This window comes from Gordonibacter urolithinfaciens (assembly GCF_900199375.1).
Lineage (GTDB): Bacteria > Actinomycetota > Coriobacteriia > Coriobacteriales > Eggerthellaceae > Gordonibacter > Gordonibacter urolithinfaciens.
On record NZ_LT900217.1, the window covers coordinates 219,548 to 245,610 of the forward strand.

Here is a 26,063-nt window from a genome sequence, read left to right on the forward strand (position 1 = left end):
GCATTCAGTCATATATCGAAGCGCTGTAGGCATGCGCAAGGCGTTTTTCGCATACGGCACGATCCGCTTCACCGTCCATGCGTCAAAGGGGACGTCAGGGCACCCGTATCGTGGATCGGCGCCCTCCCGCCACCCACCCGCTTCGCGTGAAACATTCGTTCGCTGCGCGGTTCAGGCGGCGGGACGCGCCTCCGTGCGCTACAATGTCCCCGACGAACACGACGCGCGCCGCCGCGGCGGCGCTTCTTCGCAGAGGACGCCTATGGAACGCACGAGCATCCCCTACCGCACGCTCGACCCCGAGGTCGAGGCCGCCATCCGCGCCGACCGGAAGGCGGGGCGCCGGCACCCGCGCGCCTTCGACGATGCCGACGTCGTGCGGCGCGAGCCGAAGCCCCACGACGAGGCCACGCTCGCCCGCCCCGCGTTCGCGCGCGACATCGAGAAGATCCTGAACGTGCCCGCGTACAACCGCTACGCCGACAAGACGCAGGTGTTCTCGTTCGTGGAGAACGACGACATCTGCCGGCGCGGCCTGCACGTGCAGCTGGTGAGCCGCATCGCGCGGGGCATCGGCTCGCTCCTGGGGCTCAACTGCGAGCTCATCGAGGCCATCGCGCTCGGACACGACGTGGGCCACACGCCGTTCGGGCACGCCGGCGAGCGCTACCTTTCGCAGTGCTACCACGAGCGCACGGGGCGCTTCTTCAACCACAACGTGCACTCCGTGCGCGTGCTCGACCGGCTGTACCGCCGCAACGTGAGCCTGCAGACGCTCGACGGCGTGCTCTGTCACAACGGCGAGTTCGCCCAGCAGGTGCTGCGCACGGGCAGCACCGCCTCCTTCGACGAGCTCGACCGCCTGGTGGAGGCCTGCACGGCAGACGAGGGCGCCATCGGCCGGCTGCGCCCCTCCACGCTCGAGGGCTGCGTCGTGCGCGTGGCCGACATGATCGCCTACGTGGGCAAGGACCGCTACGACGCCATCGAGCTGGGCGTGGTTGACTCGCTCGACGCGTTCGAGTCGGATTACCTGGGGCGCGACAACGCGCGCATCATCAACAACCTCACGGTGGACATCGTGAACGAGAGCTACGGGACCGACCGCATCGCGCTCTCCGAGGCCGCCTTCGACGACCTCAAGCGGGCGAAGCGGCAGAACTACGAGCTCATCTACGCGCGCGAGGGCATGGCGGGCAACGACGGCAACGTGGTGGGCGCCATGTTCGAGGAGCTCTACGCGCGCCTGCTCGACGACCTCGTGCGCGGCGACGAGGGCTCGCCGGTGTTCCGCCACCACGTGCGCAGCCTGGCCGCCCGCTCCGCCACCATAACGCCCGAGGAGTACCTGGCCGGCGAGCCGAACCAGATCGTGGTGGACTACCTGGCGTCCATGACCGACCGGTACTTCACGTCGCTGTTCGCCCACCTGTTCCCCGAGAGCCCCCTGCGCACCGTCACCCGCGGCTACTGCGCCGACCTCGGATGAGCCGGAAGAGGCAGATGGGGGCTTGGGCGCCGGGCGGTCTCGGTGCAGCGGGGTCGCGTGTCGGGAGGCGGTGCGCTACACTGGGAACTCCCCACTGATCGGAGGTCCCATGAAGCTCGTCATCGCATCCGACCTGCACGGCGCGGCGCCGGCCGTGCGCGCGCTTGCCGCGCGCATCGAGGCCGAGGCGCCCGACCGCGTGCTCCTGCTGGGCGACCTGCTGTACCACGGGCCGCGCAACGACCTGCCGGAGGGCTACGCGCCCCGGGAGGTCGCGGCCGTGCTGAACGGCATGGCCGCGCGCATCACGGCCGTGCGCGGCAACTGCGACGCCGAGGTCGACCAGATGGTGCTCGATTTCCCCTGCCTGGCCGACTACGCCCTGGTGGAGGCCGACGGGCACCTGCTGTACCTCACGCACGGCCACGTGCCGCGCATGACGCCCGACGACCCGCCCGCGCTCGCGCCCGGCAGCGCGCTCCTCACCGGCCACACCCACGTGAAGGAGCTCGGCGACCGCGGCGGCGTGCTGTTCGCGAACCCCGGCAGCACGTCCCTCCCGAAAGACGGCGCGGCGGGCTACGCCGTGTACGAGCGCGGGGCGTTCGCGCTCAAGTCGCTCGCCGGCGAGACGCTCGCGGAAGGCGGCTGGTAGGCCGGCCGTGCGGCGCCGTTCTGCGGTGCGCGGCGCCACGGTCGTCGGGGCATGCGGATCGCAGCTTTTCCGGAATTTTCCGTTTCCCTGTCACACGCGGGGTCGCAGGAGCGTCCAATGCACCAGAGGGCGCGGGCGCGCCCGCCTCGGCCGCAAAGGCCCCGCGCAACGGCCCGTGTCCCGACCTGACGGCGAGAACGAGAGAGGAACCGCATGACCGACGAGAACGCATTGATCGACGCCGCGCTCGCAGGGGACGAGAAAGCCCTGGGCAAGCTGTTGGCGGGCGTGCAGGACCGGGTGTTCAACCTGGCGCTGCGCATGCTGGGCACCGTGCCCGACGCCGAGGACGCCACGCAGGAGGTGCTGGTGAAGGCGTGTACGCGCCTGTCCGGGTTCCGCCGCGAGAGCGCGTTTTCCACCTGGGTGTTCCGCATCGCGCTCAACCATCTGGCCACCTACCGCAAGGGCCTGTTCGCCCAGCGGCCCGTGAGCTTCGACGTATATGGAGAGGACATCGCCTCGGGTCGCGAGCGCGACGTGCCCGACCTGGCCGGCGGCGCGGACAGGAGCCTGCTGGAACGCGAGCTGAAGGTGTCGTGCATGCACGGCATGCTGCAGTGCCTGGATGTGGAGGGGCGCAGCGCGTTCGTGCTGGGCACCATGTTCAAGATGGACAGCCGCGCCGCAGCCGACGCGCTCGGCATCACGCCCGAGGCGTACCGCCAACGGCTTTCTCGCGCGCGGGCGCGCATGGCCGAGTTCCTCACAACCTACTGCGGCGTGGCCGGCGGGCCCTGCCGCTGCGCGCGGCGCGTGGACTACGCCATCGCCACGCACCGCATCGACCCCGCCCGGCCCGGCTTCCAGGCGCTCGAGGAGCTGGCCGAGGATGCCGTCGAGGGCCGCGCGGCAGGTGCGCAGCCCGCCGCGGGCGCAGGCGCCAGGGTACCGTCGGCCGAGGCGCGCACCGACGCCATGGAGCTCCTCGACGACGCATCGGGCGCGTTCGCGTCGCTGCCGCGCTACCGCTGTCCCTCCGACGCGGCCGCATTCGCCCGCAGCCTCGTGGCCTCGGACGTGTTCGCGCAGGCGGTGTCCGAATGACGGCCGAGAGGGGCGCCGGGGTCGATGCCGGGATGGGCGCGGCGCTCTCCTACCTGGCCGAGCTGGAGGCCCACAACGACCGCGCCTGGTTCGCCGAGACGAAGGCCGAGCGGGCCCGTGCCCTTGCCGCCTTCGACGGCCTGGTGGCCGACGTGCAGCAGCGCGTGGGCGCGTTCGACCCCGCCGTGCTGGGCCACGACCCGAAGAAGCTCACGTTCAAGCTCACGCGCGACACGCGCTTCTCCAACGACAAGTCGCCCTATAACCCGTCGCTGCGCGCCCATGTGGGGCCGGCGGGCAAGCTGCCCGTGCCCGTGGGCTACTACCTCATGGTCAGGCCGGGCGGCCGCTCGTTTCTGGGAGGCGGGCTGTTCGCGGCCATGTTCAGGGACGCCACCGACCGCGTTCGGCGCGCCATCGCAGCGGACGGCGACGCCTGGGAGCGCGTCGTGGAGGGCCTCGCGCCCCTACAGGTGGAGGGCGAGGCGCTCAAGCGCGTGCCGCAGGGCTTCGACGCGGCGCACCCGCAGGCCGGCTGGCTCAAGTTCAAGAGCTGGTACCTGGAGCTGCCCGTGCCCGACGAGGACGTGGCCGCGCCCGGCTTCGCCGAGGCGGCCGCGCGCGAGTTCGAGCGGATGAAGCCGCTGAACGACTTCCTCAACCGCGCGCTCGAGGGCTTCGAGATGCCCGCGCGCTAGGGGCCGACCCCCGTCTCGGCGCGGCTTCGGCCGGACTGGGACGGGGATCGGCCGCGCCGGGGCGCATCAGGCGCCTCGGCCTCCGGGCGGCGGAGGCTCCGGCGATCCCGCCGCCTCGCCGAACCCGGAGCCCCCGGCATGCTCCCCCGGCCTGCGGCCGCGGTGGGCACGCGCCTTGTCCTCGTACATGCGCTCGTCGGCGCGGCGGTGGGCCTGCATGATATCCTCGCCCGCCTCCCGCACCGCCCACCCCACGGACAGCGACAGGGATCGGCCGGCCACGCCCACGGCGGCGCAGGCGGCGCGCAGGTCGTCGGCGATGCGGCGTCCGGCGCGCTCGTCCAGCTCGAAGCAGCAGACGGCGAACTCGTCGCCGCCCACGCGGTACACCGGCCCCAAGCCCCCGCAGCACGAGGACACGACCCCGGCCGCCGCGCGGATGAGCTCGTCGCCCTCCGCATGCCCCAGCTCGTCGTTCACCGCCTTCAGCCCGTCGACGTCGACGGCCACGACCCCGGCCACCCGGACACCCGTGCGGTTCCAGTTCGCCACGTCCACCTCGAACGCGTTGCGGCTCTTGAGCCCCGTCAGGTAGTCCGTGTTCGCCAGGTCGCGGTAGGCGGGGTTCGAGATGCGCCTGAACAGCACCACCGACACGGCCACGGCCACGAGGCAGAACGCGACCCCTATGAGCGGCGTGCCGATGCGCACCGTGCGGAACGTCTCGAACTGGCGCTCGGCATCGAACTCGATGCCCACGACGCCCACGACGCTCCCCTCGTCGTGGATGGGATAGTACGACACGAAGATGTGTCCCCAGTCGGTCGACTTGATGTCGGTCGGGTAGACCACCTCGTCGGCCAGGGCGCGTTCCATATCGCCGACGATCTCCTGCTCGATGGGGTCGCCCGGGTTGCGGAAATCGTCGCTTTCCGAGGGGAGCCCGTCCACGAGGTAGACGAGCGTGCCGTCGGCCGCGCGCTTCGCCGTGTAGAGATAGCGCACGCCGGTGGCGGCCTTGACCTCCTTGAACGACTCCTTCATCTCCCGGTAGGCGGGACGGGCCGGATCGTCGTCGCCATCGACGTCGTCAGCACCCTCGATGACGAGGAACGTGGACTTGTCCAGCGCGTCCTCGACGTACCCGTAGATGCTGTCGGAGCGCTCCTTGAGCGTGGATATCATGTCCCGGTAGGTTATCTGGTAGTTGAACACGTACACGCACAGAAACGACAGCGCGACGACGACGGCCGCGACCATCGACACCTGGACGTCGACCCGGCTCCAACGGCCGGGGCCCCGCGTTCTCTCCTGTCCCATGCGCCGCTCCCGCCTTTGCCTCGCCAGGGCGCCCGCCGTGCCAGCCCCCACCCTTCGATGATCGCGATTGTACCCCATCCGGGCCCCGCGAGGCATGCAGGAGCGGCCAGGAGGCGGAGAAGGCCCGTGCTCCGCGCAAGGGCGGCGCAGGATGAGGCGGGCGAGGGCCCGGAGGCCGCAGGGCGGGGACCTGGGCAGGGGCGCTAGCGGCCCGACAGGCGGCGCTCGGTGCGCTCGCCCAGGTCGATGAGCTCCTGGCGGCCGTGGACGCCGCACTTCGCGTAGATGCGGCGCAGGTGAGTGTCCACCGTGCTCTTCGAGATGTAGAACTCGGCGGCGATGCGCTCGCCCGTGCGGCCCTTGAGCGCGAAGGGCAGGATCTCGGCCTCGCGCTTGGACAGGCCGTGCTCGGCGGCAATGAGCGAGCACGCGTCGTCGAAGCGGTCGGCGTCGCGCGCGATGACGGACAGCGCCCGGAAGTCGCGCTCGGTGAACAGGAACAGGAAGGCGTAGAGCGCCGCGAGGCCGGCGCAGGCCACCACGACGGAGGGCGTCTGCTCGGTGCCGGCCACCACGTCGATGACGTTGCCCAGCGCCACGCCGGCCATCTCCCCGGCGAACAGGGCCGTGAAGCCGCGGGCGAACGACTGCGCCGCATCCTGCCCCGTGATGCGCGCCATGACCAGGAACAGCGACACGAGCACGGCCGACAGCCCCAGGTAGCCCGCCAGCACGATGGCCTCGCCCGGCACGCCGAAGTCGCCGAGCACGGGCACGAACAGAAACCCCGCCATCATCACGAGCGCGGCCAGCCGGTACACGTCGTCGAGCGGGCCCTCGGGCTCTGCGGGCGCGCCGTCGTCGGCGGATGCGGCGTCCGGGCCCGATGCCGCACCCGGGCCCGCCTCGAGGTCGAGGCCCCCCGTGGCCAGAAGCTGCAGCGCCGCAATGCAGAACAGCACGAACAGCAGCAGCGTCGCAGGGAAGGCGGGCGTGGAAGCCATGCCGGGATCGGAGCCGTACGTCTCCATGAAGCCCGCCGCCAAGCCGAACAGCACAGTGCCGGCCGCCATCTTGAACGAAAGGCGCGCCGTCTGCGCCCGCTCGGCAGGCGTGGCCAGCAGCGCCCGCAGCGACAGCGGGGACTTCGGGCCTTCGGCGCCCCGCACGGCGCGGGGCGTGGACGCAGCGCCGGCGGCAAAGGCGGCCGAGGCAACCTGCACGGTCTCGGCTGCTGCAGCCCTGCCGGCCGCAGGGGCCTCGTCATCGCGGGCGCCGGCGCCGGCCTCCGCAACGCCGCCTCCCGCATCGCGACCGCCCCTGTCGGGCTGGGAGCCCGCGCAGACGAGCGCCTGGAGCGCCCAGGCGCTGCCCAGCGGCAGCAGCTTCAGCAAGAAGGCGGCTCCCTCCACCGGCACCGTTGCCATGGCGAAGCAGGCCGTGGCGCCCACGGCCGAACCCACGAACACCGCCGGCAGCGCACGGGCCAGCGGCTGCCCGCCCAGCGCGCGGCCCCAAGCAGCCAGCATGAGCCCGGCGGGCAGGCCCACGAGCGCGCTCTCCAGCGCAAGGCTCGCGGGAGCCGGATTCCCGGCGAGCGCCGGCACGATCGAGCCCACCACGAGCAGCACGGCGTAGCACCACAGAAGAGGCCGCGCGAGCAGCGCCCCGCGCGCCTTGGAGGAGGCCACGCGCAGGAGGCCGAACGACGCTATCATGAACAGCAGCGTGCCGAACAGGTCCGCTCGCTCGAACGACAGGATTCCCTCGCCGAACGCCCGGTTCGCGCCCATGTAGAACAGCGAGAAGACGAAGCCCTGGTTGCAGGCGAACCCTGCGACGGCGCGCAGGGAGGCCCTGCCGCCACGGCGATGCGCGCCCATGCCCGGGCCTCCTTTCCCCTGCGGATACCGAAAGCCCCATGATAGCGCATGCCGGCGCGCGGCCGGCCCCGCAGCGGGCGCACCCGCAAAACGAGCACGGACGAACGTGCTCGTCCGGTAAACTCCCCCGAAACGGCCACGCGCCCGTGCGGTTGCACGGGCGCGTGGCCGAGCGCGAGGAGGGAGTTCGCGCTCGAGGGAAGGAACAGCGCATGCGCTTGCGCGCAGCGCGCGGGATAGCGGGTTAGGCGGCCTTGCGGGCGCGCACCTTCTTCGCGGCCTTAGGCTCGTCGCCCTCGGCGTCGTCGCCGGAGGCGTCCTCGTCCTCGGACTCCACGATCTCGGCCTCGTCGTCAGCACTCTCGACCTTCTTGTCGCCGCCCAGGCCCTCGCGCAGGTTCTTCACCGTCGAGCCCAGCGCGGCGCCGAGCTTCGGCAGGTTCTTCGGGCCGAAGATGAGCAGGATAACGCCGAGGATGATAAGCAGTTCGGGCATGCCCATACCGAGGATCTTCATAGTACGCCTCCAATGCGCGGGGGATTCGCCCCCATCGGTTTCAACAGCTCCGCAGTATGGACCGGCGCGCACCGCCCGGCTATCGTGCAGACGGCTGATTTTCGTCATGCAGCCTGCGCGCAGCGTGTCACGCAGATGGAGTACGCACGCGTTTCCCCTGTTCTAGGCGTCGGCGAGCAAGCCTCCCGCCAAGTAGCCCATGACAGAGGCCATCATGAGCCCGCGCGTCCAGCCGCTCGAGTCCCCCAGGCAGCGCAGGCCCCGGACGCTCGTGCGGAAGCCCTCGTCCATCTTCACGCGGTTGCTGTAGAACTTCAGCTCGGGCGAGTACAGCAGGGTCTCGGGGGCGGCGAAGCCGGGCACCACCTTGTCCACGGCCAGCATGAAGGCCAGGATGTTCGTCATGGCGCGGTAGGGCATGGCGGCCGTTATGTCGCCGGCCACCGCGTCTCCCAGCGTGGGCGCCACGTTGCTGCGCAGCAGCTCCTTGTCCCAGGTGCGCTTGCCGTCCAGGATGTCGCCCAGGCGCTGCACGAGGATACGCCCGTCGCCCAGCATGTTCGTGAGCTCGCCCACCTTCTGCGCGTAGGCGATGGGCTGGTCGAACGGCTCGGAGAAGTTGTGCGAGCACAGGATGGCCAAGTTGGTGTTCGCGGACTTCCGCTCCTTGTACGAGTGGCCGTTCACCACGGCCAGGCCCCCGTCGTAGTTCTCCTGGCTCACGAACCCGCCGGGATTCTGGCAGAACGTGCGCACCTTGTTCTTGAAGGGCTTGGGATAGCCGATGAGCTTGCTCTCGTACAGCACGTCGTTCACCGTGCGCATGACCTCGTTGCGCACCTCCACGCGCACGCCGATGTCCACGGGCCCCGGGCCGTGGGCTATCCGGTGCTCGCGGCACATGCGCTCCAGCCAGTCGGCCCCGCGCCGGCCGGTGGCCACCACCGTATGGCGGGCGCGCAGCTCGTAGGCGCCCTCGGGGCCCTCGGCCACCACGCCCGTGCAGGCATCGCCCTCCACGAGCACCTGCGTGCACGTGGTGCGGAAGCGCAGGTCAACGCCCGCGTCAGCCAGGTGGCGCTCGAGGCGCGCGTACAGCTCGCGCGCCCGCTCCGTGCCCAGGTGGCGCAGCGGGCAGTCCACGAGCTTGAGACCCGCCTCGATGGCGCGCAGGCGTATGCCGTCCACCTCCGGGCGCGGGCCGGCGCACTCCACGCGGCCGTCGGCGCCGAACGCCAGGTACACGCCGTCCACCTCTCCGATGGCCGCCTGCACGGCCTCGTGGCCGATGAGGTCGGGCAGGTCGCCGCCCACCTCGCTCGAAAGCGACAGCTTGCCGTCCGAGAACGCTCCCGCACCCGAGAACCCCGTGGTGATGCGGCACGGATCGCAGCCGGCGCACGGCCCGCCCGCCTGCTTGGGGCACGCACGGTCCTCCACGGCCAGCCCCTTGTCCAGCATGACGATGCGCCCCGCGAACCCGCGCTCGACGAGCGCGAGCGCGCAGAAGATGCCGGCAGGACCGGCTCCTACGATGACGACGTCGATATCCTGTGCGCCCATGGCGCGCCTCCTTCGCTTCCCTGCACAGCACCGCGACCGCGCGGCCGCGCCCTTCCCGCATTGTAGCGCACGCCCCGCTCCTGCCGGCGCGCGAGCCGCACGCCGCATCCTTGACGTTAAGCCTCCGCATCGAAAGACCGGCCCGCCGCCCCGAGCCGGTCCGCCCGATCCGTGGTCGAGGGCTCGCGGCCCCTGCGCATCCGGGGCCGCCCGGCGCACCGTGGAGAATCGTTGCAGGAGCTGTGGGGAAGGCGTGTGCGCGATGTGATGCTTCGACAGGTTTCAACCAGGCCCGCTGCCTCGAACGTTGCCGTTTCGTTACCATCGGATGCCGACGGCTGCAAACACCCTCGAAACGAACCCGACACAGCCGTGGAAAGGATGCTGCACCATGGCATCGCGCACCCTTTCGGCAGCGCCCGCATACCTAGCGGCGCTCGCCTTGCTGCTCTTGCTCTCCCTGCCTGCCGGCCGGGCAGAAGCGGCCCCGGCGACGACGGTCGCCCCGTCGGCGGCAGCCCTCGATCGCGCAGGGGCAGGCGACGAGAGCCTGCCGTTGGCTCGCGCAGCCTCTTCCTCTCCCCTTCCCTCCCCCTCGTCGTTCCTCGCCGCATCGCTCTCGGCAGACGAGCCCGCCCCACCCGCGGCCGACACGGCGGCATCCCCGACAGCTGACCTGCAGGTACTCGTCACAGCGCAGGCCGTCTACGAGCGGCAGCAGGCCGAGCGGGCGGCGGCCGCGGCCGCGCAGCGCACCGACAAGGTGCTCGCGTACGACCCGGCCCTCATAGCCGCCATCGGGAACCAAAGCGCCGGCGGGCATGCCGTGTGCTGCCCGGGCTACGCCTGCGCCTACGGCGACGCGGTGCTCACCGGGAAGGCCAACGACCACGCCCTCTACGGATGCGGCTGCTGCACCTGGCCCGGCTGGGGCGGCGGTAACTCGTCGTTCCGCTCCCTCGGCTCCGATGGGGCGCTTTTGCGCGAGGCCTACGACGAGATCGCGGCCGGGCGCCCCACGGTCGCCCACGTGTCCGGCCCGTACGGCGAGCACTGGATCTGCCTCATCGGCTACCGCGACGCGCAAGACCCCGACGCGCTCACGCTGGACAACTTCGTGGCGCTCGATCCCGCGAACGGCCAGGAGGTCGTGGCCTCCTACCGCTACGTGCCCTACGGCGACGCTTGCCAGCACGTGAGCAACCTGCGCTAGCAAGCACCCGAAGCAAAGGGCGCTCCCGTTTCCTGCTTCGGCGCACGTCGCGTGCGACAAGCGCTCGGCGCTTGCGCCGCCTCCTGCGGCCGACGCCCGTCACGCGGACTCTGCTTTCCGGCGCCGGCTCCCCGGCGCCCGTGCGCCGCCCTCCGCAGCGCCCACCCGCCTCCCCGCCCGTCGCCCACGGACGGTCCAGCCGACGGCGCCGTCCCCGGTCGGTCAGAACAGCGGCAGCGTGGCCTTCGGCAGCGGCGGCATGGCGCGCTCGGTCACGACGTCGCCCGGCCGCAGGGCGTCGCAGAGCATCGGCGCGGCAGGATCGTAGCGCGCGAGGCGCCAGGCCGCACCGTCCCCCGCCCGTGCGGCCCGTGGACCGCGCGGCGCCGCACATCCGCCTGCCCTACCTTCGCCGTAGCCCGCGGCGCCCTTCCCCGGATAGCCGTCCGGGCTCGGCGGCCCCGGCTCGACGCCCGCCCGCCGCGCGCCCGGGTTCGCATAGCAGTACACGCAGCCGTTGGCGCACGTATCGTAGGTTCCAATGTCCACGCTCGGCGCGCAGCGACACGCCCCCGGCGCCGCCGGCGAGCCAGCCCGCGCATCCACCCCGGCCACGCGCGCGACGAGCGCCGCATCGATGCAGCCGGTTCCCGCCAGGCCAGCCTGCGCAAGGGCCGCATCGCCGCAGCCGCCCACCTCCATGCCGTGCGCGGCGCCTATCTCGGCCAGACGCAGCGCGAGCGCGGCCTTCCGCCCCTCCGGCACGCCGAAGAGGCCCAGCGCCTGCATGCGGGGCGCGATCTTGGGGTACACGTCCAGGAAGCTCAACCGGCACGCGTGCGTGAAACCCTCCAGCTTGCGGGCGAACGTCTCGAAGTAGCGCAGGTGGTGCTCCTCGGTGTAGCGTCCGCCGGGGCCGCCGAGCAAGATGGGGCTGTAGCGCCACACCACGCGCTCGGGGCCCAGGACGCGCGCCAGCTCGCGGAACGTCTCCACGAGCTCCACCTTGCGCGGCAGCCACGCCTCCACGTCGGCGCCGTAGGCGTTGAGCGTGAACTGCACGAAATACGGGGCGGGCGCCGCACGCTCCAGGCGAGCGGATTGCGCGAGCAGCGGCTCGGGGTCCTTCGTCCAGAACGCCAGGCAGTCCACCGCCCCTGCGCCGAGTGCCACACGGCTCACCTGCGTGCGGCTCATAGGGTTGCGCACGAGCGCGTACCCCTCCTCCAGACGGTTCAGCATCCAGTCCATGAAGAACCGGGGTATGTCCGTGCGCCGCGATGCGCTGACGATCACGCGCAGCCTCCTTCCTGCGAAACAGCGTGCTCTCCGAACATACCATAGAATACGGCAATGGGCAAACATTTGTTCTTATTCCCTGTTTGACCCTGTTTGGCGAACAATCGGCTGATTGGCACAATCTGACGACCTTCGCGTGCAGTTGTCCTCGAAGCAGCCGCCTAACGTGCGGGGCATACGGTGCCGTGACAAAAAGGGGCAGTTGTCGTTATTCTGGATAAAAGATAGTTAAAACACCGGGCCTGCTACCAGGCGTTTAGAAAACGCCGCATTCACTGCCGCTTGATTTCCGTCCAAAATCTATAGACTACCGATCCTTTTTGTCCATTACTTTTTCAGTCATATATTGAATCGCCGCAGACATGAGCAAGGTGCTTTGCGCATGCGGCACGATCACGATCGTCGACTATGCGTCAAAGGGGAAGTCGGAGCATTTGCCCCCACTAAAGCAGCCGTAGCGTCCCTTCGGGCTGGCTGGCAGGGCGCGGTCCTTCGGCCCACGAGGCGGCCACCCCCCCCCGCCCGGAAAACAACGGGGACCCCGGCTTGGCGCCGAGGTCCCCGAGAAGAGCGTCTCTTTCCGCAGGAAGATCTAGAACAGGCCCTGGATCATGATGAACAGCGGCGCGAACGTCAGCGACACGATGGTCATCAGGTTGATGAGGATGTTCATGGACGGGCCCGAAGTGTCCTTGAACGGGTCGCCCACGGTGTCGCCCACGACGGCGGCCTTGTGGGCCTCGGAGCCCTTGCCGCCGTGATGGCCCTGCTCGATGTACTTCTTCGCGTTGTCCCACGCGCCGCCGGCGTTGGACATGAAGATGGCCATGAGCATGCCCGTGGCCACGGCGCCGGCCAGGAAGCCGCCGAGCATGGCCGGGTTGAAGCAACCGATGGCAACCGGCACGATGATGGCCAGGCACCCCGGCAGCATCATCTCGCGCAGCGCGGACGAGGTGGAGATGGCCACGCACTTGTCGTACTCGGGCTCGGCCTCGTAGGTCATGATGCCCTTGATCTCACGGAACTGGCGGCGAACTTCCTCAACCATCGCGTGGGCCGCGCGCGACACCGCGCCCATGGTGAGGGCCGCGAACATGAACGGCATCATGGCGCCGATGAAGATGCCGGCAACGATGAGCGGATCGGTGAGCGTCAGCTCGAAGTTCGGGATGGCATGGTGCATCGTGGCCTGGTAGGACACGAACAGCGAGATGGCCGACAGGCCCGCGGACGCGATGGCGAAGCCCTTCGCGATGGCGGCCGTCGTGTTGCCCACGGCGTCGAGGGCATCGGTGCGGTCGCGCACCTCCTCGGGCAGGCCCGCCATCTCGGCGATGCCGCCCGCGTTGTCGGCCACGGGGCCGTAGGCGTCCACGCCGATGGTGATGGCGGTGTTGGACAGCATGCCCGTGGCGGCCAGGCCCACGCCGAACAGGCCTACGGCGATGCCGCCCTCGGCCGACGCGAGCGGGAAGGCCATGTTGCCGAACGTGTACGCGCCGATGATGGCCAGCGCCACCAGCACGATGGGGGCGATGGTGGACAGCATGCCCGTGCCGATGCCCTCGATGACGACCGTTGCCGCGCCCGTGTCGGCGGCGTCGGCGATCTTATGCACCGGCTTGTACTTGTCGGAGCAGAAGTACTCGGTGATCTTGCCGATGGCGAGGCCCGCCACCAGGCCGCACAGCACCGAGCCGAACAGCCACAGCGGCTGCGCGTCGACGGACTGCGTGCTCCACACGTAGAACAGGCAGAAGATCACGACGATCTCGATGCCGGCCGCGACGTAGGTGCCGCGGTTCAAGGCCTTGTGCAGCGCGGCGCCTTCCTTGGCACGCACGGCGAACAGGCCGATGATGGACGTGATGATGCCGCAGCCGGCGATGATGACCGGGGTCACGAGCGCCCACACCAGGTCGCCCGTGGCGAAGTAGCCGCCCAGCGCGCCGAAGGTGGCCGCCAGGATGGTGGGGGCCAGGATGGCGCCCGTGTAGCTCTCGAACAGGTCGGCGCCCATGCCCGCGACGTCGCCCACGTTGTCGCCCACGTTGTCGGCGATGGTGGCCGGGTTGCGCGGATCGTCCTCGGGAATGCCCGCTTCGACCTTGCCCACGAGGTCGGCGCCCACGTCGGCCGCCTTCGTGTAGATGCCGCCGCCCACACGGGCGAACAGCGCCACGGCGGAAGCGCCGGTGGCGAAGCCCTCGACCATGCCGATGTTCGTGTGCATGAGGCCGGCCAGCTCGGCGTTGATGTCCACGCCCACAGCCATGCCGAACACCATGGCGATGAGCCACAGCGACAGGCCCAGAAGCGCGAACGACGCCACGCACAGGCCCATGGTCAGGCCGGACTTGAAGCTGATGTTGAGCGCCTTGGCCACCGACTCCTCGGCGGCGTGGGCCGTGCGGGTGTTGGCGCGCGTGGCCACGTGCATGCCGACGTAGCCCGCGGCGGCCGACATGACGCCGCCGGTGACGAACGCGAGCGCCGTGATGGGCGACAGCGCCACGGCCATGACGATGGCGACGATCACCATGAAGATGACGAGCAGCTTGTACTCGCTCATGAGGAACGCCTTGGCGCCCTGCTGGATCTTCAGCGAAATGTTGTTCATCTTGTCGGGACCCGGGTCCTGCTTGAGCACCCAGGAACCCAGGTAGCCCGCCATGCAGATGCCAATCAAGGCGCACACGGGGGCCATCCATGCGACTGCAGTAGTCACGTGTCTTCCTCCTTGGTTCGACCGTTACTGACGATGCTGCCTTCGCACCGGGCATTGAGGTGGGAAGATAGCAACTGCCTCATTTTAGGGGATTCGGAGATAATGTGAAGGGGAAATCGAGGTTTTCTGGAGGTACGCTCCAATCGGCCTGCTCGACGGTTACGGTTCTCCCCTGCGCGTGCCGCTCGCCAGAGCCTGCGGTGCGGGCGGCGGGAAAACCGGTATGATGGGCATTCTTTTATGCACGCGGACGGGCATCGTGTCGAACGGGCATCGTCTTTCACCGAGGAGTACCTAATGACCGAGCGGCAGACCCGCCTTGCCGTCCCGACCGAGCCCCCATCCGCCTCGCGGGCGCCCAAGGCTCCCACGCGCCCGCGCGCCCTTGCGCTCGCCGCCGTCCTGGCCGGCTCCCTGGCCGCCCTCGGCCTGTGCCTCTACGCCGCAGCCGGCCTTGTCGAGGCGCCCTGGCCGCAAACGGCCTTCACGGCCCTGCTGCTGGCCGCCTGCGGCTGCGTGCCGCTTGTGCGCGGGCGTGCTCCGGGCATCGACGGCAAAACGGCGGGCGCGATGCGGCCCCTCGCCGTAGCGCTTGCCGTGCCCGCAGGCTTCTACCTGTTGGAACGGCCGTGGAACGACGCCCTGCTCGCCATGGACCCCTACTATGCGGCGGCGAACCTGTGCGTGCTCGCGTTGCTCCTCGCCGTCGTGTACTTCGCCGGGCAGCGCTCGCGCGCGTCCGTCGGCCTGTTCCTGGCCGCGTGCTTCCTGGCCGGCACGGCGAACCACTTCGTGATCGCGTTCAAGGGGCAGCCCATCGTGCCGGCCGACCTGCTCGCGCTCTCGACGGCCGCATCGGTGGGGTCCGGCTACACGTTCGCGCTCGACGAACGGCTCCTGGAGGCTGCCGCCGTGCTCGCCCTGTGCCTCGCGGCGCTCTCCCTCCTGCCGAGGGCGACGGTCTCGCCGCGGCGGGTCGCGGTGAACGCGGCGTGCGCCGTGGCCGTGGCAGCATGCTTCGGCTGGTGGTTGGGCTCCTACGACCTGGAGGAGGCGTACGCGTGCACGGTGGACGTCTGGGGCGTGAAGGAGTCGTACGCCGAGCAGGGCTCGGCGCTCTGCTTCCTCAAGCACGTGCAGGACCTAAGCCCGGCAGAACCGGACGGCTACGACGCCGACGACGTGGCCGCGCTGATCGGCCGTCTCGGCGGCGCGCCCGAGACGGCCGGCAAAACCGAAGCCCCTACCGTGATAGCCGTCATGAACGAGACCTTCTCGGACCTCTCGCGCTATCCCGGCCTCGCCGGCACCGGCGCCCGTCCCGCGCACTACTACGAGATTGCCGCGGAAGCGCTCGAAGCGGGCGACGCGTACGTATCGGCGCTCGGCGGCGGCACGTGCAATAGCGAGTTCGAGTTCCTCACCGGCTCGAGCATGGGCCATCTCGGCGGCGGCGTGTACCCTTATGTGCTGTACGACCTCGACGGCGCCGAGAGCCTCGTGTCTTACTTCTCCGGGCTTGGCTACGCGACCCATGCCGTCCACCCGGCCGAAAGCACGAACTGGCGCCGCGACCGCGTGTACGACCAGCTGGGCTTCGACGAGTTCGCCGACCAGTCCGCGTTCGCGGGCGCCGACACGCTGCGCGGGCTCACCACCGACCGCGCGACGTACGACTACGTGCTCGACCTGCTGGAAGCCGACGGGCGCCCGCAGTTCGTCTTCGACGTGACGCTGCAGAACCACGGCGGCTACGATGTGGGCGGCCTGTCCGACGATCTGGCCGTGAGCGTGCCGCTCGGCGACGGCAGCATGTCGCCAGAGCTCGACGAGTACGCGAGCGTCATCCGCCAGGCCGACCGCGACCTCGCCTACCTCGTGGACAAGCTCAACGCGCTCGACCGGCCCGTGGTGCTGTGCTTCTTCGGCGACCACCAGCCCGGCTTCAGCGACTGGCTGTTCGAAGCGACCCACGACGGCGCCGCAGCCGACGACCTGGGGCTCGAGGCCGTGCAGGAGCGCTACACGGTGCCATACCTCATCTGGGCGAACGACGCCGCCCGCGCGCAGGGCGCCCACGGTCCGGACGGCGGCGCGGACGAGCGCACGAGCCTCAACTACCTGGGATCGAGACTGGTGGAGGCCGCGGGCCTGCCCACGACGGGCTACCAGCGCTTCCTGCTGGCCGTGCGCGAGGCGATTCCCGCCATCAACCTCAACGGCTTCCTGACCGCCGACGGCGCCTGGCACGGCTTCGGCGACGAGGACGGCGGGGATCCCGGCGCGCTGGAGGCCCTGCGCGCCTACGCCACGGTGCAGTACGACAACCTGTTCAACAAGGATTCCGCCTGGTCAGCAAGGTAGGTGAACGGGCACGGAGGGATGCTGCCTCATCCGCGATGAGGCAGCATCCCCGGAAACCTCGACAGGAAACCGCCCGCACCCCCTTCGTCCCCTTATCTGTCGGCCAGTCATTGACACACGCCCCCCCCCATCATTATTAGGCATGGCCTTTCGGATAGCATACGGCCTCTTAGGAGGGACCAGATGAGAGCAATGGTCGGAATAGCGCTCGCAGCGGCGCTGCTCGCCCTGCCCGGATGCGGAACCGGCATCCCCGACGCCGTGCGCGAATATCTTGAGCGCCAGGCAAACCCGTTCGACCTGGAACAGCCGCTTGCAAAGGGCTCCATCGGCAACGTCGACGGCTACCGAGTGTTCCTTGCCGGGGAAACCCACACGAAGGCGAAGGACAAGCAGGCAGAGAAGCTGCTTGTGCGCTACTTCCATGAACACGAAGGCGTACGCTACCTCCTCTGGGAGACCGGCTTCGGCAGCGGCCTGCTGCTGGACCGCTACCTCCAAACAGGCAATGCGGACGAGCTGGACTTCTACCTGGAACAGCTCAGCGGCACGATGGGATATACCCAAGAAGAGCGGGATTTCTGGGTTTGGCTCCGGGAGTACAATGCAGCCCTGCCCGACCAGCAGAAGCTTCATGTGATCGGGCTGGACGTAGACCACCAGCCCGAGACCGCCGCCCGGGGCCTCTCCCTGCTCGCCGACGGCTCCGCCGACGTCGGCGAGGCCTTCGCCGCAACCTTGGAAAGGGCCCTAAGCGGCGATGTTCAGGCATTGGAGGAGCTGGGGCAGGCGATACGCGAGCAACCGGAAGAGGCGCAGGCAGCGTTCGGCAGCTCGTACGGATGGGCGGTGCAGTTTGCCGAGAACTTCGACCGCACCGTGCGCTATTACCGGGGAACGGAAGCGGAGCGGTCCTCGAAGTCGAACGACCTGCGCGACGAGGCGATGATGGCGAACTTCCGGTTCGTTGCTGAACGCTACCCGCAGGAGGCCTTCTTCGGCGAGCTCGGCAGCGAGCACGTCATCCAGAGCGCCTGCGAGACCGAATTCTGCTCCAGCACGTACAATCGGTTCGCCATGCGACTCGATGCGGCCGGATCGCCTGTCGCAGGGGCGGTGTGCTCCATCCTGCTCGCCCATACGGAGCAGGGCCCGCTTCTCCTCCGCAGCTACTCGCCCTCCAACGCAGACCTCGATTACCGACCGTTCGAGCAATGGTTCGGCCAAGACGTGCTCTTTTCGCTCGACGAAGCGGGCAGCACTTTCGCAGCAGGGCAGAGCCTCGTCAACCAGGGCACTGACGAAGGCCTATCCACGACGGACTACTTCCAGAAATTGGTGCTCCTGTCGGATTCGCCGGACTGCACGCCCCTCAACTGACCCGCTGGCGCTCGCTACAGGTTCTCCCTCACCCACTGGATGTTGCCCTTTACCGTGGCGATGAGCTCGTCCACGTCGTCGAACTTGCGCATGGGGCGCAGCCAGTGCAGGAACTCCACCTTGACCGGCTTCCCGTACAGGTCGCCGGCGAAGTCGAGGAGGTGCACCTCGCAGGTGGCGGTGGCGCGGTCGGCGAACGTGGCGGCCACGCCCACGTTCACGGCGGCCTTGTAGCGCGCGCCGTCCACGTGGGCGTAGGCGGCGTACACGCCGTCGCCGAGCGGGCGCAGCTGATCGGGCACCGCAAGGTTCGCGGTGCGGAAGCCCAGGTCGGCCCCTTCCCCGCGGCCCGGCTCCACCGTGCCCGTCATGAAGTACGGGCGCTCGAGCAGGCGGTTGGCCTCCGCTATGTCGCCCTCGGCCAAGAGCAGGCGGATGCGCGTGGCCGTGACGGGGGCCCCGTCGGCGCTCTTCAGGTCGTGCGCCGCCACGGCGCAGCCGGCGCCGGCCCCCCATGCCTCCAGCTCGCCCACGGTTCCGGCCGCGCGCGCGCCGAACCGGAAGTCGCAGCCCACGTGCAGGTACGCGGGCGCCGTGCCGTCGAACGTGGCCTCGAGGAACGCCTCGGGCGAAAGCGCGGCGAACGCGGGCGTGAACGGCAGCACGGCCACGGCGTCCACGCCCGTGGAGGCGAGCATGGCCAGGCGCTCCCCGTTCGTCATGAGCTTCTTCAGGCGGTCGGGGTGGAACGCCTCGTCGGGATCGATGTCGAACGTGAGCGCAACGCTCTTGCCGCCCGACCTCCCAGCCGTCTCGCACGCCTGCGCCAGCAGGTACCGGTGCCCGGCATGCACGCCGTCGAACACGCCGAACGCGCAGGACGTGCCCGCGAAGAACGCATGGTCGAAACCCTCCCCCACCTCATAGATCTCTGCCACGAGAAACCCCCGTCTGGAACACGCACCGCGCGCGGTAGGCGGCGCGGCCCTCGTCGTAAGCGTACAGCGCCACGAGCTTGTTCTCGGCGATCACGGCCACCACTTCGCCGTCGTGCGGCGCCTCGCAGCTCTCGCGCACGCCCGCCGTGCAGGCGCAGAACTCCGCGTCCAGCGCGCCGCGCCGGCGCTCGAACAGTCCGGTCGATCCCGGCAACGCGTTGCCGTTGCGCACGCCGGCGGCCAGCGGGCCGTCGGCGTAGAGGAAGCGCGTGCCCAGCAGGCGCACCGGATCGAGCGCGGCGCGGTCGCCGAGCTCGGCCAGCGTCTCCAACGTGACGCACTCCTCCAGGTGCAGCAGGCCCAGCTGCGTGCGCTCGAGCGCCGCCACATGCGCCGGGCAACCCAAGGCCGCGCCGGTGTCGCGGGCGAGGGCGCGGATGTAGGTGCCCTTCGACACGTGGAACTCCACGTCCCATGACGGCAGCTCGCAGCCGTCCCCCGCTTCGTGCACCGCCACGAGGCGCGCGTCGTGCACCACGATGTCGCGCGGCGCCAGGTCGATGATGGTGCCCTGGCGAGCGGCATCGCATGCCTTGCGCCCGTTCACCTTGATGGCCGAGTAGGCAGGCGGCAGCTGTTTGCGGGCGCCCGTCAGGCCCTTAGCGAACGAGGCGGCGAACGCCGGATCAAGCACGCGCGCGGGCACGTCGCCCGTGCGGACGACCTCGCCCTCGGCATCGTCGGTGGTGGTCGCCGCACCGAACGCTATGCGCACGCGATAGTGCTTGTCATGGCCCACGAGGTAGGCGTCCAGGCGCGTAGCAGGCCCCACGCAGAGGGGGAGCACGCCCGTCGCCATGGGGTCGAGCGTTCCCGTATGTCCCACGCGGCGCTCGCCGAAGATGCGGCGGCACCGGTTGACCACGTCGTGCGAGCTCATGCCCGCCGGCTTGTTCACCCCCACGACCAGGGAAAGCCCCGAATCTCCCCGTTTCACGCCCCGCGCTCCCCCTCTGCATCGTCCGGCGTGCCCGCGAGCGCCTCGTCGAGCAGCGCGCTTATGCGCTCCACGGCAGCCTCCATGGGGCCGGACACGGTGAAGCCGGCCGCGGCCCGGTGCCCGCCGCCTCCCAGCGTGCGCGCGAGCGCCGCCACGTCGGTGCCGTCCTTCGCGCGGAAGCTGCCGCGCACCGAGTCGCCCTGGTCGCGCAGCATGCACGCCACGCGCACGCCGCGCAGGGATCGCAGCGCGTCGATGAGGGGCTCGGCATCGGCCTTCACGGCGCCCGTGGCCTCGAAGTCGTCGCGCATGACCCAGCTCAGCGCCCAGCCCCCGTCGGCGCCGAAGCGCATGCGCTCGACGGCCAGCGCCTCGAGCTCCACGGAGGGGAGCGAGCGGCTCTGGAATATCTCGCGCGCCACGCCCGCCGCGTCGGCGCCTGCGGCGACCATGGCCGAGGCCGCCGCGAGGGCGGCCGCGTCGGTGTTCTGGTACTGGAAGCGCCCCGTATCGGTGACGAGGCCCGTGTAGCAGCACGCGGCAAGCTCGGCCCCGCGCTCGGCGCCCATGAGGCCGGCGAGCTCCCACACGAGCATCGTCGTGGACGCGGAGGCGGGGTCGACGTAGGCGAGGTCGGTCATGCGCTCGTCGTAGGCGTGGTGGTCTATGGTGGCCGAGAAGGCGCACGCGTCCAGCAGGTGCGCCGCCGCGGAGTTCATGCGGTCGCGCATGGGCACGTCCACCGCCACGAACGTGGCGGCGGGACCGTCGTAGAGCGCCGCGGGCACGAGCCCGTCGGCGCCCGGCAGGAACGCCAGGCGCGCGTCGATGGGCTCGTCCTTGGCCAGCAGGCACACGGCCCGCTTCCCGAGCGAGCGCAGCGCGTGCATGAGCGCGAGCTGCGAGCCGATGCAGTCGCCGTCGGGGCTCACGTGCCCGCAGATGACGAAGTCGTCGCGCTCGCCGAGCGCGACGGCCAGCCCGGGCAGCGTCGTGTTCGTCTGGGGCGTGACGCTCATGCGCCCTCCCCGTCATGGGAGCGGTCCTCGGCCTGCTCCTCCGCGCGCTCGGCGGCGAACGCGTCGGCATCGGCCGGCACATCGCTGTCCGTGGGAGCGGCCACGGCGCTGCGGTGCGCGTCGGCCGCGAGCGCGCTCGCAATGCGCTCGGCCTGGTCGACGCTCGTGTCCAGCAGGAAGCGCAGCTCGGGCGCCACGCGCCACGAGAGCTTCCGCGCCATGAGCGAGCGGATGCGCCCCGCCGCCTTCTGGAAGGCGGCGGCCACGTCGTCGTAGCGCTCGGGCTCGGTGGTGTAGAACACGTTGCACACGCTGCGGTCGTAGCTCACCTCGCAGCCCGTGATGGTCACGAGCTCGAGGCGCGGATCGGATATCTCGAACAGGAGGATGCTCGCGATGACCTCGCGCGCCTGCTCGTTGACCTTGCGGTTCGAAGATCCTTGCTTCATGGTGCCGCCTCCTAAACAGTCGGGGGTTGCGCGAAAAACGCGCCCGTCGCGTCCAGTGTATCGCGGGACGGCCGACGGGCGCTTCGATGCTCGTATCGGTTACGAACGGTTACTCCGTTCGCTCGACTTCCTTCACCTGGTAGCCCTCGATGGTGTCGCCGATCTTGAGGTCCTGGTAGCCGTGGATGCCGATGCCGCACTCGTAGCCCTGCTTCACGGTCTTCACGTCGTCCTTGAAGCGGCGCAGCGATTCCATGACGCCCTCGAAGATCACGGTGCCGTCGCGCACGATGCGCACCTTGTCGTCGCGGTTGATCTCGCCCTCGGTGATGTAGCAGCCGGCGATGGTGCCCACCTTCGGCACCTTGAACGTCTCGCGGACCTCGGCGACGCCGGTGTCCTCCTCCACGATATCGGGCGAGAGCAGGCCCACGCGCGCGGCGTTGATCTCCTCGATGGCCTGGTAGATGACGCGGTACAGGCGAATGTCCACCTTCTCCTTCTCGGCCTGCACCTTCGACTTGCCCGTGGGGCGCACGTTGAAGCCGATGATGATGGCGTCGGAGGCGGAGGCCAGCGTGACGTCGGTCTCGGTGATGCCGCCCACGGCCGAGTGCACGATGTTGATGCGCACCTCGGACTGGTCCATCTTCTCGAACGCGTCGCGCAGCGCCTCGATGGAGCCCTGCACGTCGGCCTTCACGATGAGGTTCAGGTCGGTCTGCTTGCCCTCCTCGATGCGGCTGAACAGGTCGTCCAGGCTCACATGCGACTTCGTCTCCTGCTCGGCCAGGCGGGCGCGCAGCGCGCGCTCCTCGGCCAGCTTGCGGGCGTCGCGCTCGTCGTCGAACACGCGGAACTCGTCGCCGGCCACCGGCACGCTGTTCAGGCCCAGGATCTCCACCGGGTCGGCGGGGTAGGCCTCGTCCACGTGCTTGCCGCGCGGGTCCACCAGCGCGCGCACGCGGCCGTAGGACGTGCCGGCCACCACGATGTCGCCGGGATGCAGCGTGCCGCGCTGCACGAGCACGGTGGCCACCGGCCCGCGGCCCTTGTCGAGGTTCGCCTCGATGACGAAGCCGGAGGCCTCGGCATCGGGGTTCGCCTTGAGCTCGAGCACGTCGGCCTGGAGGATGATCGTCTCCAGCACGTCGTCGATGTGCAGGCGCTGCTTGGCCGACACCTCCACGAACATGTTCGTGCCGCCCCACTCCTCGGGGATGACGCCGTACTCCACGAGCTCCTGGCGCACGCGGTCGGGGTTCGCGCCCGGCTTGTCGATCTTGTTGACGGCCACCACGATGGGCACCTCGGCCGCCTTCGCGTGGTTGATGGCCTCGACGGTCTGCGGCATGACGCCGTCGTCGGCGGCCACCACGAGCACGATGACGTCGGTGACCTGGGCGCCGCGGGCGCGCATGGCCGTGAACGCCTCGTGGCCCGGCGTGTCGATGAACGTGATCTGCTTGCCGTCGATCTCCACCACCGACGCGCCGATGTGCTGGGTGATGCCGCCGGCCTCGCCCGCGGCAACGCCCGTGTCGCGGATGGCGTCCAGGAGCGACGTCTTGCCGTGGTCGACGTGGCCCATGACGGTGACGACGGGCGGGCGGGGCTTGAGGTCCTCGTCCTTGTCGTGGTAGACGACGGCGTATTCCTCCTCGGGCGACACGACGCGCACCTTGCGCCCCATGTCGTCGGCGATGAGCTCCACCAAATCGTCGCCCATGGACTGCGTGAGCGTAAGCACCTGGCCCAGCATGAACAGGCGCTTGATGACGTCGTTGGGCTGCACGCCGATGAGCTCGGCGAACTTGGCCACGGTGGCACCCTGCGGGATCTCCACCACGGAGTCGTCCAGCACGAGCGTGGGGTCGAGGCCCTTCTCGATGGCCTCCATCTCCAGGCGCTCGCGGTTCTCGGCCTCGCGCTTCTCCTTGCGCTTCTTGCGGCGGCCCTCCCCCTCGTGCGTGGAGGCGGCGGCCACGGCGGCGCGGGCCTCGGCCAGCACCTTGTCGCGCTGCAGCTTCTCGGCCTGCACGGCCATCTGGGCGTAGCGGTCCTCGCCCGCAGGCTGCTGCTGGACCTCCAGCTCGGGCACGATCTGCTCGAACGAGCCGCCGCGCTTGCCCTTCTTCGGTCCGCGCTCGGGCTTGCCGCCCTTGCGCGCGGCGTCCTTGGCGCCGGCGCCGGCCGACGCAGCCTGCTTCTTCTGGGCCTCGATGCGCTGCTTCTCGGCCTCGATCTGCGAGAGGAGCGAATCGAACCCAGAGGCCTTCTTCGCGCCGATCACGGGAGCGGGCTTCGGCGCGGAGGACGCGGAGCCCTTCTGCTTCTTGCTGTTGCGCTGGCGCAGCGCTTCCTCCACGGCCTGCTTCTTCGCCACCTCGGCCATGGCCTTGGCCTGGCGGGCGCGGGCGCGGGCCTCGGCAGCCTCGCGGGCAACGCGCTCCTTCTCGCTCTCGATCTGGCTCGCCAGGCTCTCGAACGGCGACGAGGCCGGCGCCTTGGCCGGCTTGCGCCCGTCCTGGGAACCCTCTCCGCCCTGCTCGCCGCCCTCGGCCTCGGCGGCCTCGCGGCGGGCGCGCTCGGCCTCGCGGGCGGCGCGCTCCTGCTCCACGGCCTCGCGGCGGGCGCGCTCCTCCTCGGCCTTGCGGGCCTCGGCCTCGGCACGCTCGCGGGCGAGCTCGGCGGCCTCCTCGGCCTCCAGCTGGCCCGCGCGCTGCTTTATCTCGGGCTCGAGGTTCTTCCTGATCTTGGCCACGTAGGCGTCGGCGAGCATGCTCGCGTGGCTCTTCGCGGGTATCTTCATCTCGTTCAACTTGTCGAGCAGCTCCTTGCTCGTCATGTCGAATTCCTTCGCCAACTCATGTACGCGCATGCTGGCCATATACCAACTCCTCTTCCCTTACGCTCCGCGCAGCGCCGAAGACACCTCGGCTGCGATTCGTTCCAACTCATCGTGATCGAGCTTCGTCTTCAGCGCCCGTTCAAGCTTTCTGGTCTTGCATGCGGCGGCGAAGCACGCCTCGGAGCATACATACGCCCCCCGCCCCGGCGCGCGGCCGGTGCCGTCGAACGCCACGGAGCCCGACGGCGTGCGCACCACGCGGTAGAGCTCGGCCTTGCCGGCCTGCTTTCCGCACGCGATGCAGCTGCGCTGCCGTTTCTTCGTCTCCGTTGCCATCCGTCGCCTCGCTCGTTTCCCTTGGCCGCTATTCCCCGTCGAGGTCCGCGTGCACGCCGCAGTAGCGGCTGCCCGGCCGGGCATGGTTGCGGCAGCGTGCCCCGTCCTCGCTCACGTAGGCGCACAGGCCGGCCTCGTCGTCGGCCTCCACGTCCTCGTCGATGAGCATGTTGTCGCCCGCGGCCAGCGGCTCGCCGGCGAACGACGCGCTCTTGATGTCGATGTGCCAGCCCGTGAGGCGCGCGGCGAGGCGGGCGTTCTGGCCCTCCTTGCCGATGGCCAGCGACAGCTGGTCGTCGGGCACCACGACGGTGGCGTAGTGGTTGTCCTCGTCGATGATGACGTTCGTCACCTTCGCGGGCGAGAGCGCGTTTGCCACGTAGGACGCGGGGTCCTCGTGCCACTGGATGACGTCCACGCGCTCGTTGCGCAGCTCCTCCACCACCATGCGCACGCGGCTGCCCTTCGGGCCGACGCAAGCGCCCACCGGGTCGAGGTTCGCCTCGCGCGAGGCCACCGCGATCTTGGAGCGCGCGCCCGGCTCGCGGGCGATGGACTTGATCTCCACCATGCCGTCGTAGATCTCCGGCACCTCGATCTCGAAGAGGCGGCGGATGAGGTCCGGGTGCGTGCGCGACACGACGATGGCCGGGCGGGCCTGCTCGCCGCGCATCTTCGGCGCGTCGGAGTTCGGGTCGCGCACGTCGATGATGAGCACCTTCAGGCGCTGGTTGTGGCGGTAGTGCTCGTTGGACGGGCGCTCGTTGCGCTCGCCCGGGTTGCGCTTCTGGTCGTAGTGCGGCAGCTCCGCCTCCACGCCTTCGCGGATCTTGATGATGGTGAAGTCCGGCGTGCCCTGCAGCACCGTGCCCGTGACCAGGTCGCCCACGCGTCCCGAGAACTCCTCGTAGATGGACTGGCGGCCCGCCTCGCGCACGATGGACGCGATGACGCCCTTCGCGTTCTGCGCCGCGATGCGGCTCACGTCGGCCGGCGTCACGTCGCGCTCCTCGAACTCGCTGTACTCGCCGGTCTCCTCGTCGGGCTCGCCCACCGGCACCAGCTCGTAGACGTAGATATGCCCCGTCTGGCGGTCGATGGTCACGCGCGCGTCCCATTCGAGGTCCAAGATGCGCTCATAGCTCTTGGCCAGCGACAATTCCAACCGCTCGATGAGGTAGAACTCGTCGATCTTGCGTTCGTGGGCCAGGGCCTGCAAGGCCTCGATCAGTTCTGAAGTTGCCACGTCTG

Annotated in this window: 20 protein-coding genes; 7 read left to right on the forward strand and 13 right to left on the reverse strand. The window is 69.9% G+C overall.

Annotated elements, in window-relative coordinates:
• Window positions 1-262: 262 nt before the first annotated feature.
• From BN3560_RS01025 to BN3560_RS01040, 4 genes are all read left to right on the forward strand, one after another.
• A complete protein-coding gene (locus BN3560_RS01025; protein ID WP_096226648.1) occupies window positions 263-1,489 on the forward strand; it encodes a deoxyguanosinetriphosphate triphosphohydrolase family protein in 1,227 nt (408 codons plus the stop codon).
• 109 nt (window positions 1,490-1,598) lie between these two features.
• Window positions 1,599-2,144 (forward strand): phosphodiesterase, encoded by a 546-nt coding sequence (gene yfcE / locus BN3560_RS01030; protein WP_096226649.1) that lies wholly within the window; start codon window positions 1,599-1,601, stop codon window positions 2,142-2,144.
• A gap of 213 nt (window positions 2,145-2,357) precedes the next feature.
• The gene (locus BN3560_RS01035) at window positions 2,358-3,251 is read left to right on the forward strand and encodes an RNA polymerase sigma factor (RefSeq protein ID WP_096226650.1); all 894 of its coding nucleotides are present in this window, start codon (window positions 2,358-2,360) and stop codon (window positions 3,249-3,251) included.
• Window positions 3,248-3,949, forward strand: a complete 702-nt coding sequence (locus tag BN3560_RS01040; protein WP_227115434.1) for a DUF2461 domain-containing protein — start codon at window positions 3,248-3,250, stop codon at window positions 3,947-3,949. Before BN3560_RS01035 ends, BN3560_RS01040 begins: the two co-directional genes overlap by 4 nt.
• Before the next feature lie 66 nt (window positions 3,950-4,015).
• On the opposite strand, the gene BN3560_RS01045 is transcribed toward BN3560_RS01040, so the two are convergent.
• The 4 genes from BN3560_RS01045 to BN3560_RS01060 form a co-directional block, all read right to left on the reverse strand.
• The gene (locus BN3560_RS01045; RefSeq protein WP_096226651.1) at window positions 4,016-5,269 is read right to left on the reverse strand and encodes a GGDEF domain-containing protein; all 1,254 of its coding nucleotides are present in this window, start codon (window positions 5,267-5,269) and stop codon (window positions 4,016-4,018) included.
• A 203-nt stretch (window positions 5,270-5,472) separates the two neighbouring features.
• Window positions 5,473-7,152: a helix-turn-helix transcriptional regulator gene (locus tag BN3560_RS01050; RefSeq protein WP_227153925.1), complete on the reverse strand. Its 1,680-nt coding sequence runs from the start codon at window positions 7,150-7,152 to the stop codon at window positions 5,473-5,475.
• A 244-nt stretch (window positions 7,153-7,396) separates the two neighbouring features.
• A complete protein-coding gene (locus BN3560_RS01055) occupies window positions 7,397-7,669 on the reverse strand; it encodes a twin-arginine translocase TatA/TatE family subunit (protein WP_096226652.1) in 273 nt (90 codons plus the stop codon).
• Window positions 7,670-7,831: 162 nt separating this feature from the next.
• Window positions 7,832-9,232 carry an NAD(P)/FAD-dependent oxidoreductase gene (locus tag BN3560_RS01060; protein WP_096226653.1) on the reverse strand — a complete coding sequence of 467 codons (1,401 nt, stop codon included), beginning with the start codon at window positions 9,230-9,232 and terminating at the stop codon, window positions 7,832-7,834.
• A gap of 391 nt (window positions 9,233-9,623) precedes the next feature.
• Between BN3560_RS01060 and BN3560_RS14615 the strand changes: the two genes are divergently transcribed.
• On the forward strand, window positions 9,624-10,445 hold the full coding sequence (locus BN3560_RS14615; protein ID WP_227115436.1) for a cysteine peptidase family C39 domain-containing protein: 822 nt from the start codon (window positions 9,624-9,626) through the stop codon (window positions 10,443-10,445).
• Window positions 10,446-10,667: 222 nt separating this feature from the next.
• On the opposite strand, the gene BN3560_RS01070 is transcribed toward BN3560_RS14615, so the two are convergent.
• Together BN3560_RS01070 and BN3560_RS01075 are read right to left on the reverse strand one after the other, a co-directional pair.
• Window positions 10,668-11,741 carry a DUF1848 domain-containing protein gene (locus BN3560_RS01070; protein WP_096226654.1) on the reverse strand — a complete coding sequence of 358 codons (1,074 nt, stop codon included), beginning with the start codon at window positions 11,739-11,741 and terminating at the stop codon, window positions 10,668-10,670.
• 595 nt (window positions 11,742-12,336) lie between these two features.
• Window positions 12,337-14,454: a sodium-translocating pyrophosphatase gene (locus BN3560_RS01075; RefSeq protein WP_172623296.1), complete on the reverse strand. Its 2,118-nt coding sequence runs from the start codon at window positions 14,452-14,454 to the stop codon at window positions 12,337-12,339.
• A 318-nt stretch (window positions 14,455-14,772) separates the two neighbouring features.
• On the opposite strand from BN3560_RS01075, the gene BN3560_RS01080 reads away from it, so the two are divergent.
• Window positions 14,773-16,839, forward strand: coding sequence for an LTA synthase family protein (locus BN3560_RS01080; protein ID WP_096226656.1), 2,067 nt, complete (start codon window positions 14,773-14,775; stop codon window positions 16,837-16,839).
• 183 nt (window positions 16,840-17,022) lie between these two features.
• Window positions 17,023-18,219: an erythromycin esterase family protein gene (locus BN3560_RS01085; protein ID WP_096226657.1), complete on the forward strand. Its 1,197-nt coding sequence runs from the start codon at window positions 17,023-17,025 to the stop codon at window positions 18,217-18,219.
• A gap of 14 nt (window positions 18,220-18,233) precedes the next feature.
• Here BN3560_RS01085 and ribF read toward each other — a convergent pair whose 3' ends face one another.
• The 7 genes from ribF to nusA all read right to left on the reverse strand — a co-directional run bounded on the left by ribF (window position 18,234) and on the right by nusA (window position 26,058).
• Entirely contained in the window at window positions 18,234-19,157 is a 924-nt protein-coding gene (gene ribF / locus BN3560_RS01090) for a riboflavin biosynthesis protein RibF (protein WP_096226658.1), read from the reverse strand.
• Window positions 19,141-20,154: a tRNA pseudouridine(55) synthase TruB gene (gene truB / locus BN3560_RS01095; protein WP_096226659.1), complete on the reverse strand. Its 1,014-nt coding sequence runs from the start codon at window positions 20,152-20,154 to the stop codon at window positions 19,141-19,143. The genes ribF and truB overlap by 17 nt, the downstream gene beginning before the upstream one ends.
• Entirely contained in the window at window positions 20,151-21,176 is a 1,026-nt protein-coding gene (locus BN3560_RS01100) for a DHH family phosphoesterase (protein WP_096226660.1), read from the reverse strand. The genes truB and BN3560_RS01100 overlap by 4 nt, the downstream gene beginning before the upstream one ends.
• The gene (gene rbfA, locus BN3560_RS01105) at window positions 21,173-21,625 is read right to left on the reverse strand and encodes a 30S ribosome-binding factor RbfA (protein WP_087189633.1); all 453 of its coding nucleotides are present in this window, start codon (window positions 21,623-21,625) and stop codon (window positions 21,173-21,175) included. Before rbfA ends, BN3560_RS01100 begins: the two co-directional genes overlap by 4 nt.
• Before the next feature lie 109 nt (window positions 21,626-21,734).
• Window positions 21,735-24,515 (reverse strand): translation initiation factor IF-2, encoded by a 2,781-nt coding sequence (gene infB, locus BN3560_RS01110; protein WP_096226661.1) that lies wholly within the window; start codon window positions 24,513-24,515, stop codon window positions 21,735-21,737.
• Window positions 24,516-24,533: 18 nt separating this feature from the next.
• On the reverse strand, window positions 24,534-24,812 hold the full coding sequence (gene rnpM / locus BN3560_RS01115) for an RNase P modulator RnpM (RefSeq protein WP_087189631.1): 279 nt from the start codon (window positions 24,810-24,812) through the stop codon (window positions 24,534-24,536).
• A gap of 28 nt (window positions 24,813-24,840) precedes the next feature.
• Complete coding sequence (nusA, locus tag BN3560_RS01120) at window positions 24,841-26,058, reverse strand: transcription termination factor NusA (protein ID WP_096226662.1); 1,218 nt, start codon at window positions 26,056-26,058, stop codon at window positions 24,841-24,843.
• Window positions 26,059-26,063 lie beyond the last annotated feature (5 nt).

Bases quoted from the DNA above. Each gene is read 5' to 3' on its own strand.
- BN3560_RS01055 (WP_096226652.1), bottom strand. From the start codon at position 7,669: ATGAAGATCCTCGGTATGGGCATGCCCGAACTGCTTATCATCCTCGGC.
- BN3560_RS01025 (WP_096226648.1), top strand. From the start codon at position 263: ATGGAACGCACGAGCATCCCCTACCGCACGCTCGACCCCGAGGTCGAG.
- infB (WP_096226661.1), bottom strand. From the start codon at position 24,515: ATGGCCAGCATGCGCGTACATGAGTTGGCGAAGGAATTCGACATGACG.
- BN3560_RS01060 (WP_096226653.1), bottom strand. From the start codon at position 9,232: ATGGGCGCACAGGATATCGACGTCGTCATCGTAGGAGCCGGTCCTGCC.
- rnpM (WP_087189631.1), bottom strand. From the start codon at position 24,812: ATGGCAACGGAGACGAAGAAACGGCAGCGCAGCTGCATCGCGTGCGGA.
- BN3560_RS01075 (WP_172623296.1), bottom strand. From the start codon at position 14,454: ATGGCCCCCGTGTGCGCCTTGATTGGCATCTGCATGGCGGGCTACCTG.
- BN3560_RS01050 (WP_227153925.1), bottom strand. From the start codon at position 7,152: ATGGGCGCGCATCGCCGTGGCGGCAGGGCCTCCCTGCGCGCCGTCGCA.
- BN3560_RS01080 (WP_096226656.1), top strand. From the start codon at position 14,773: ATGACCGAGCGGCAGACCCGCCTTGCCGTCCCGACCGAGCCCCCATCC.
- BN3560_RS14615 (WP_227115436.1), top strand. From the start codon at position 9,624: ATGGCATCGCGCACCCTTTCGGCAGCGCCCGCATACCTAGCGGCGCTC.
- BN3560_RS01085 (WP_096226657.1), top strand. From the start codon at position 17,023: ATGAGAGCAATGGTCGGAATAGCGCTCGCAGCGGCGCTGCTCGCCCTG.
- BN3560_RS01045 (WP_096226651.1), bottom strand. From the start codon at position 5,269: ATGGGACAGGAGAGAACGCGGGGCCCCGGCCGTTGGAGCCGGGTCGAC.
- rbfA (WP_087189633.1), bottom strand. From the start codon at position 21,625: ATGAAGCAAGGATCTTCGAACCGCAAGGTCAACGAGCAGGCGCGCGAG.
- yfcE (WP_096226649.1), top strand. From the start codon at position 1,599: ATGAAGCTCGTCATCGCATCCGACCTGCACGGCGCGGCGCCGGCCGTG.
- BN3560_RS01040 (WP_227115434.1), top strand. From the start codon at position 3,248: ATGACGGCCGAGAGGGGCGCCGGGGTCGATGCCGGGATGGGCGCGGCG.
- BN3560_RS01100 (WP_096226660.1), bottom strand. From the start codon at position 21,176: ATGAGCGTCACGCCCCAGACGAACACGACGCTGCCCGGGCTGGCCGTC.
- BN3560_RS01035 (WP_096226650.1), top strand. From the start codon at position 2,358: ATGACCGACGAGAACGCATTGATCGACGCCGCGCTCGCAGGGGACGAG.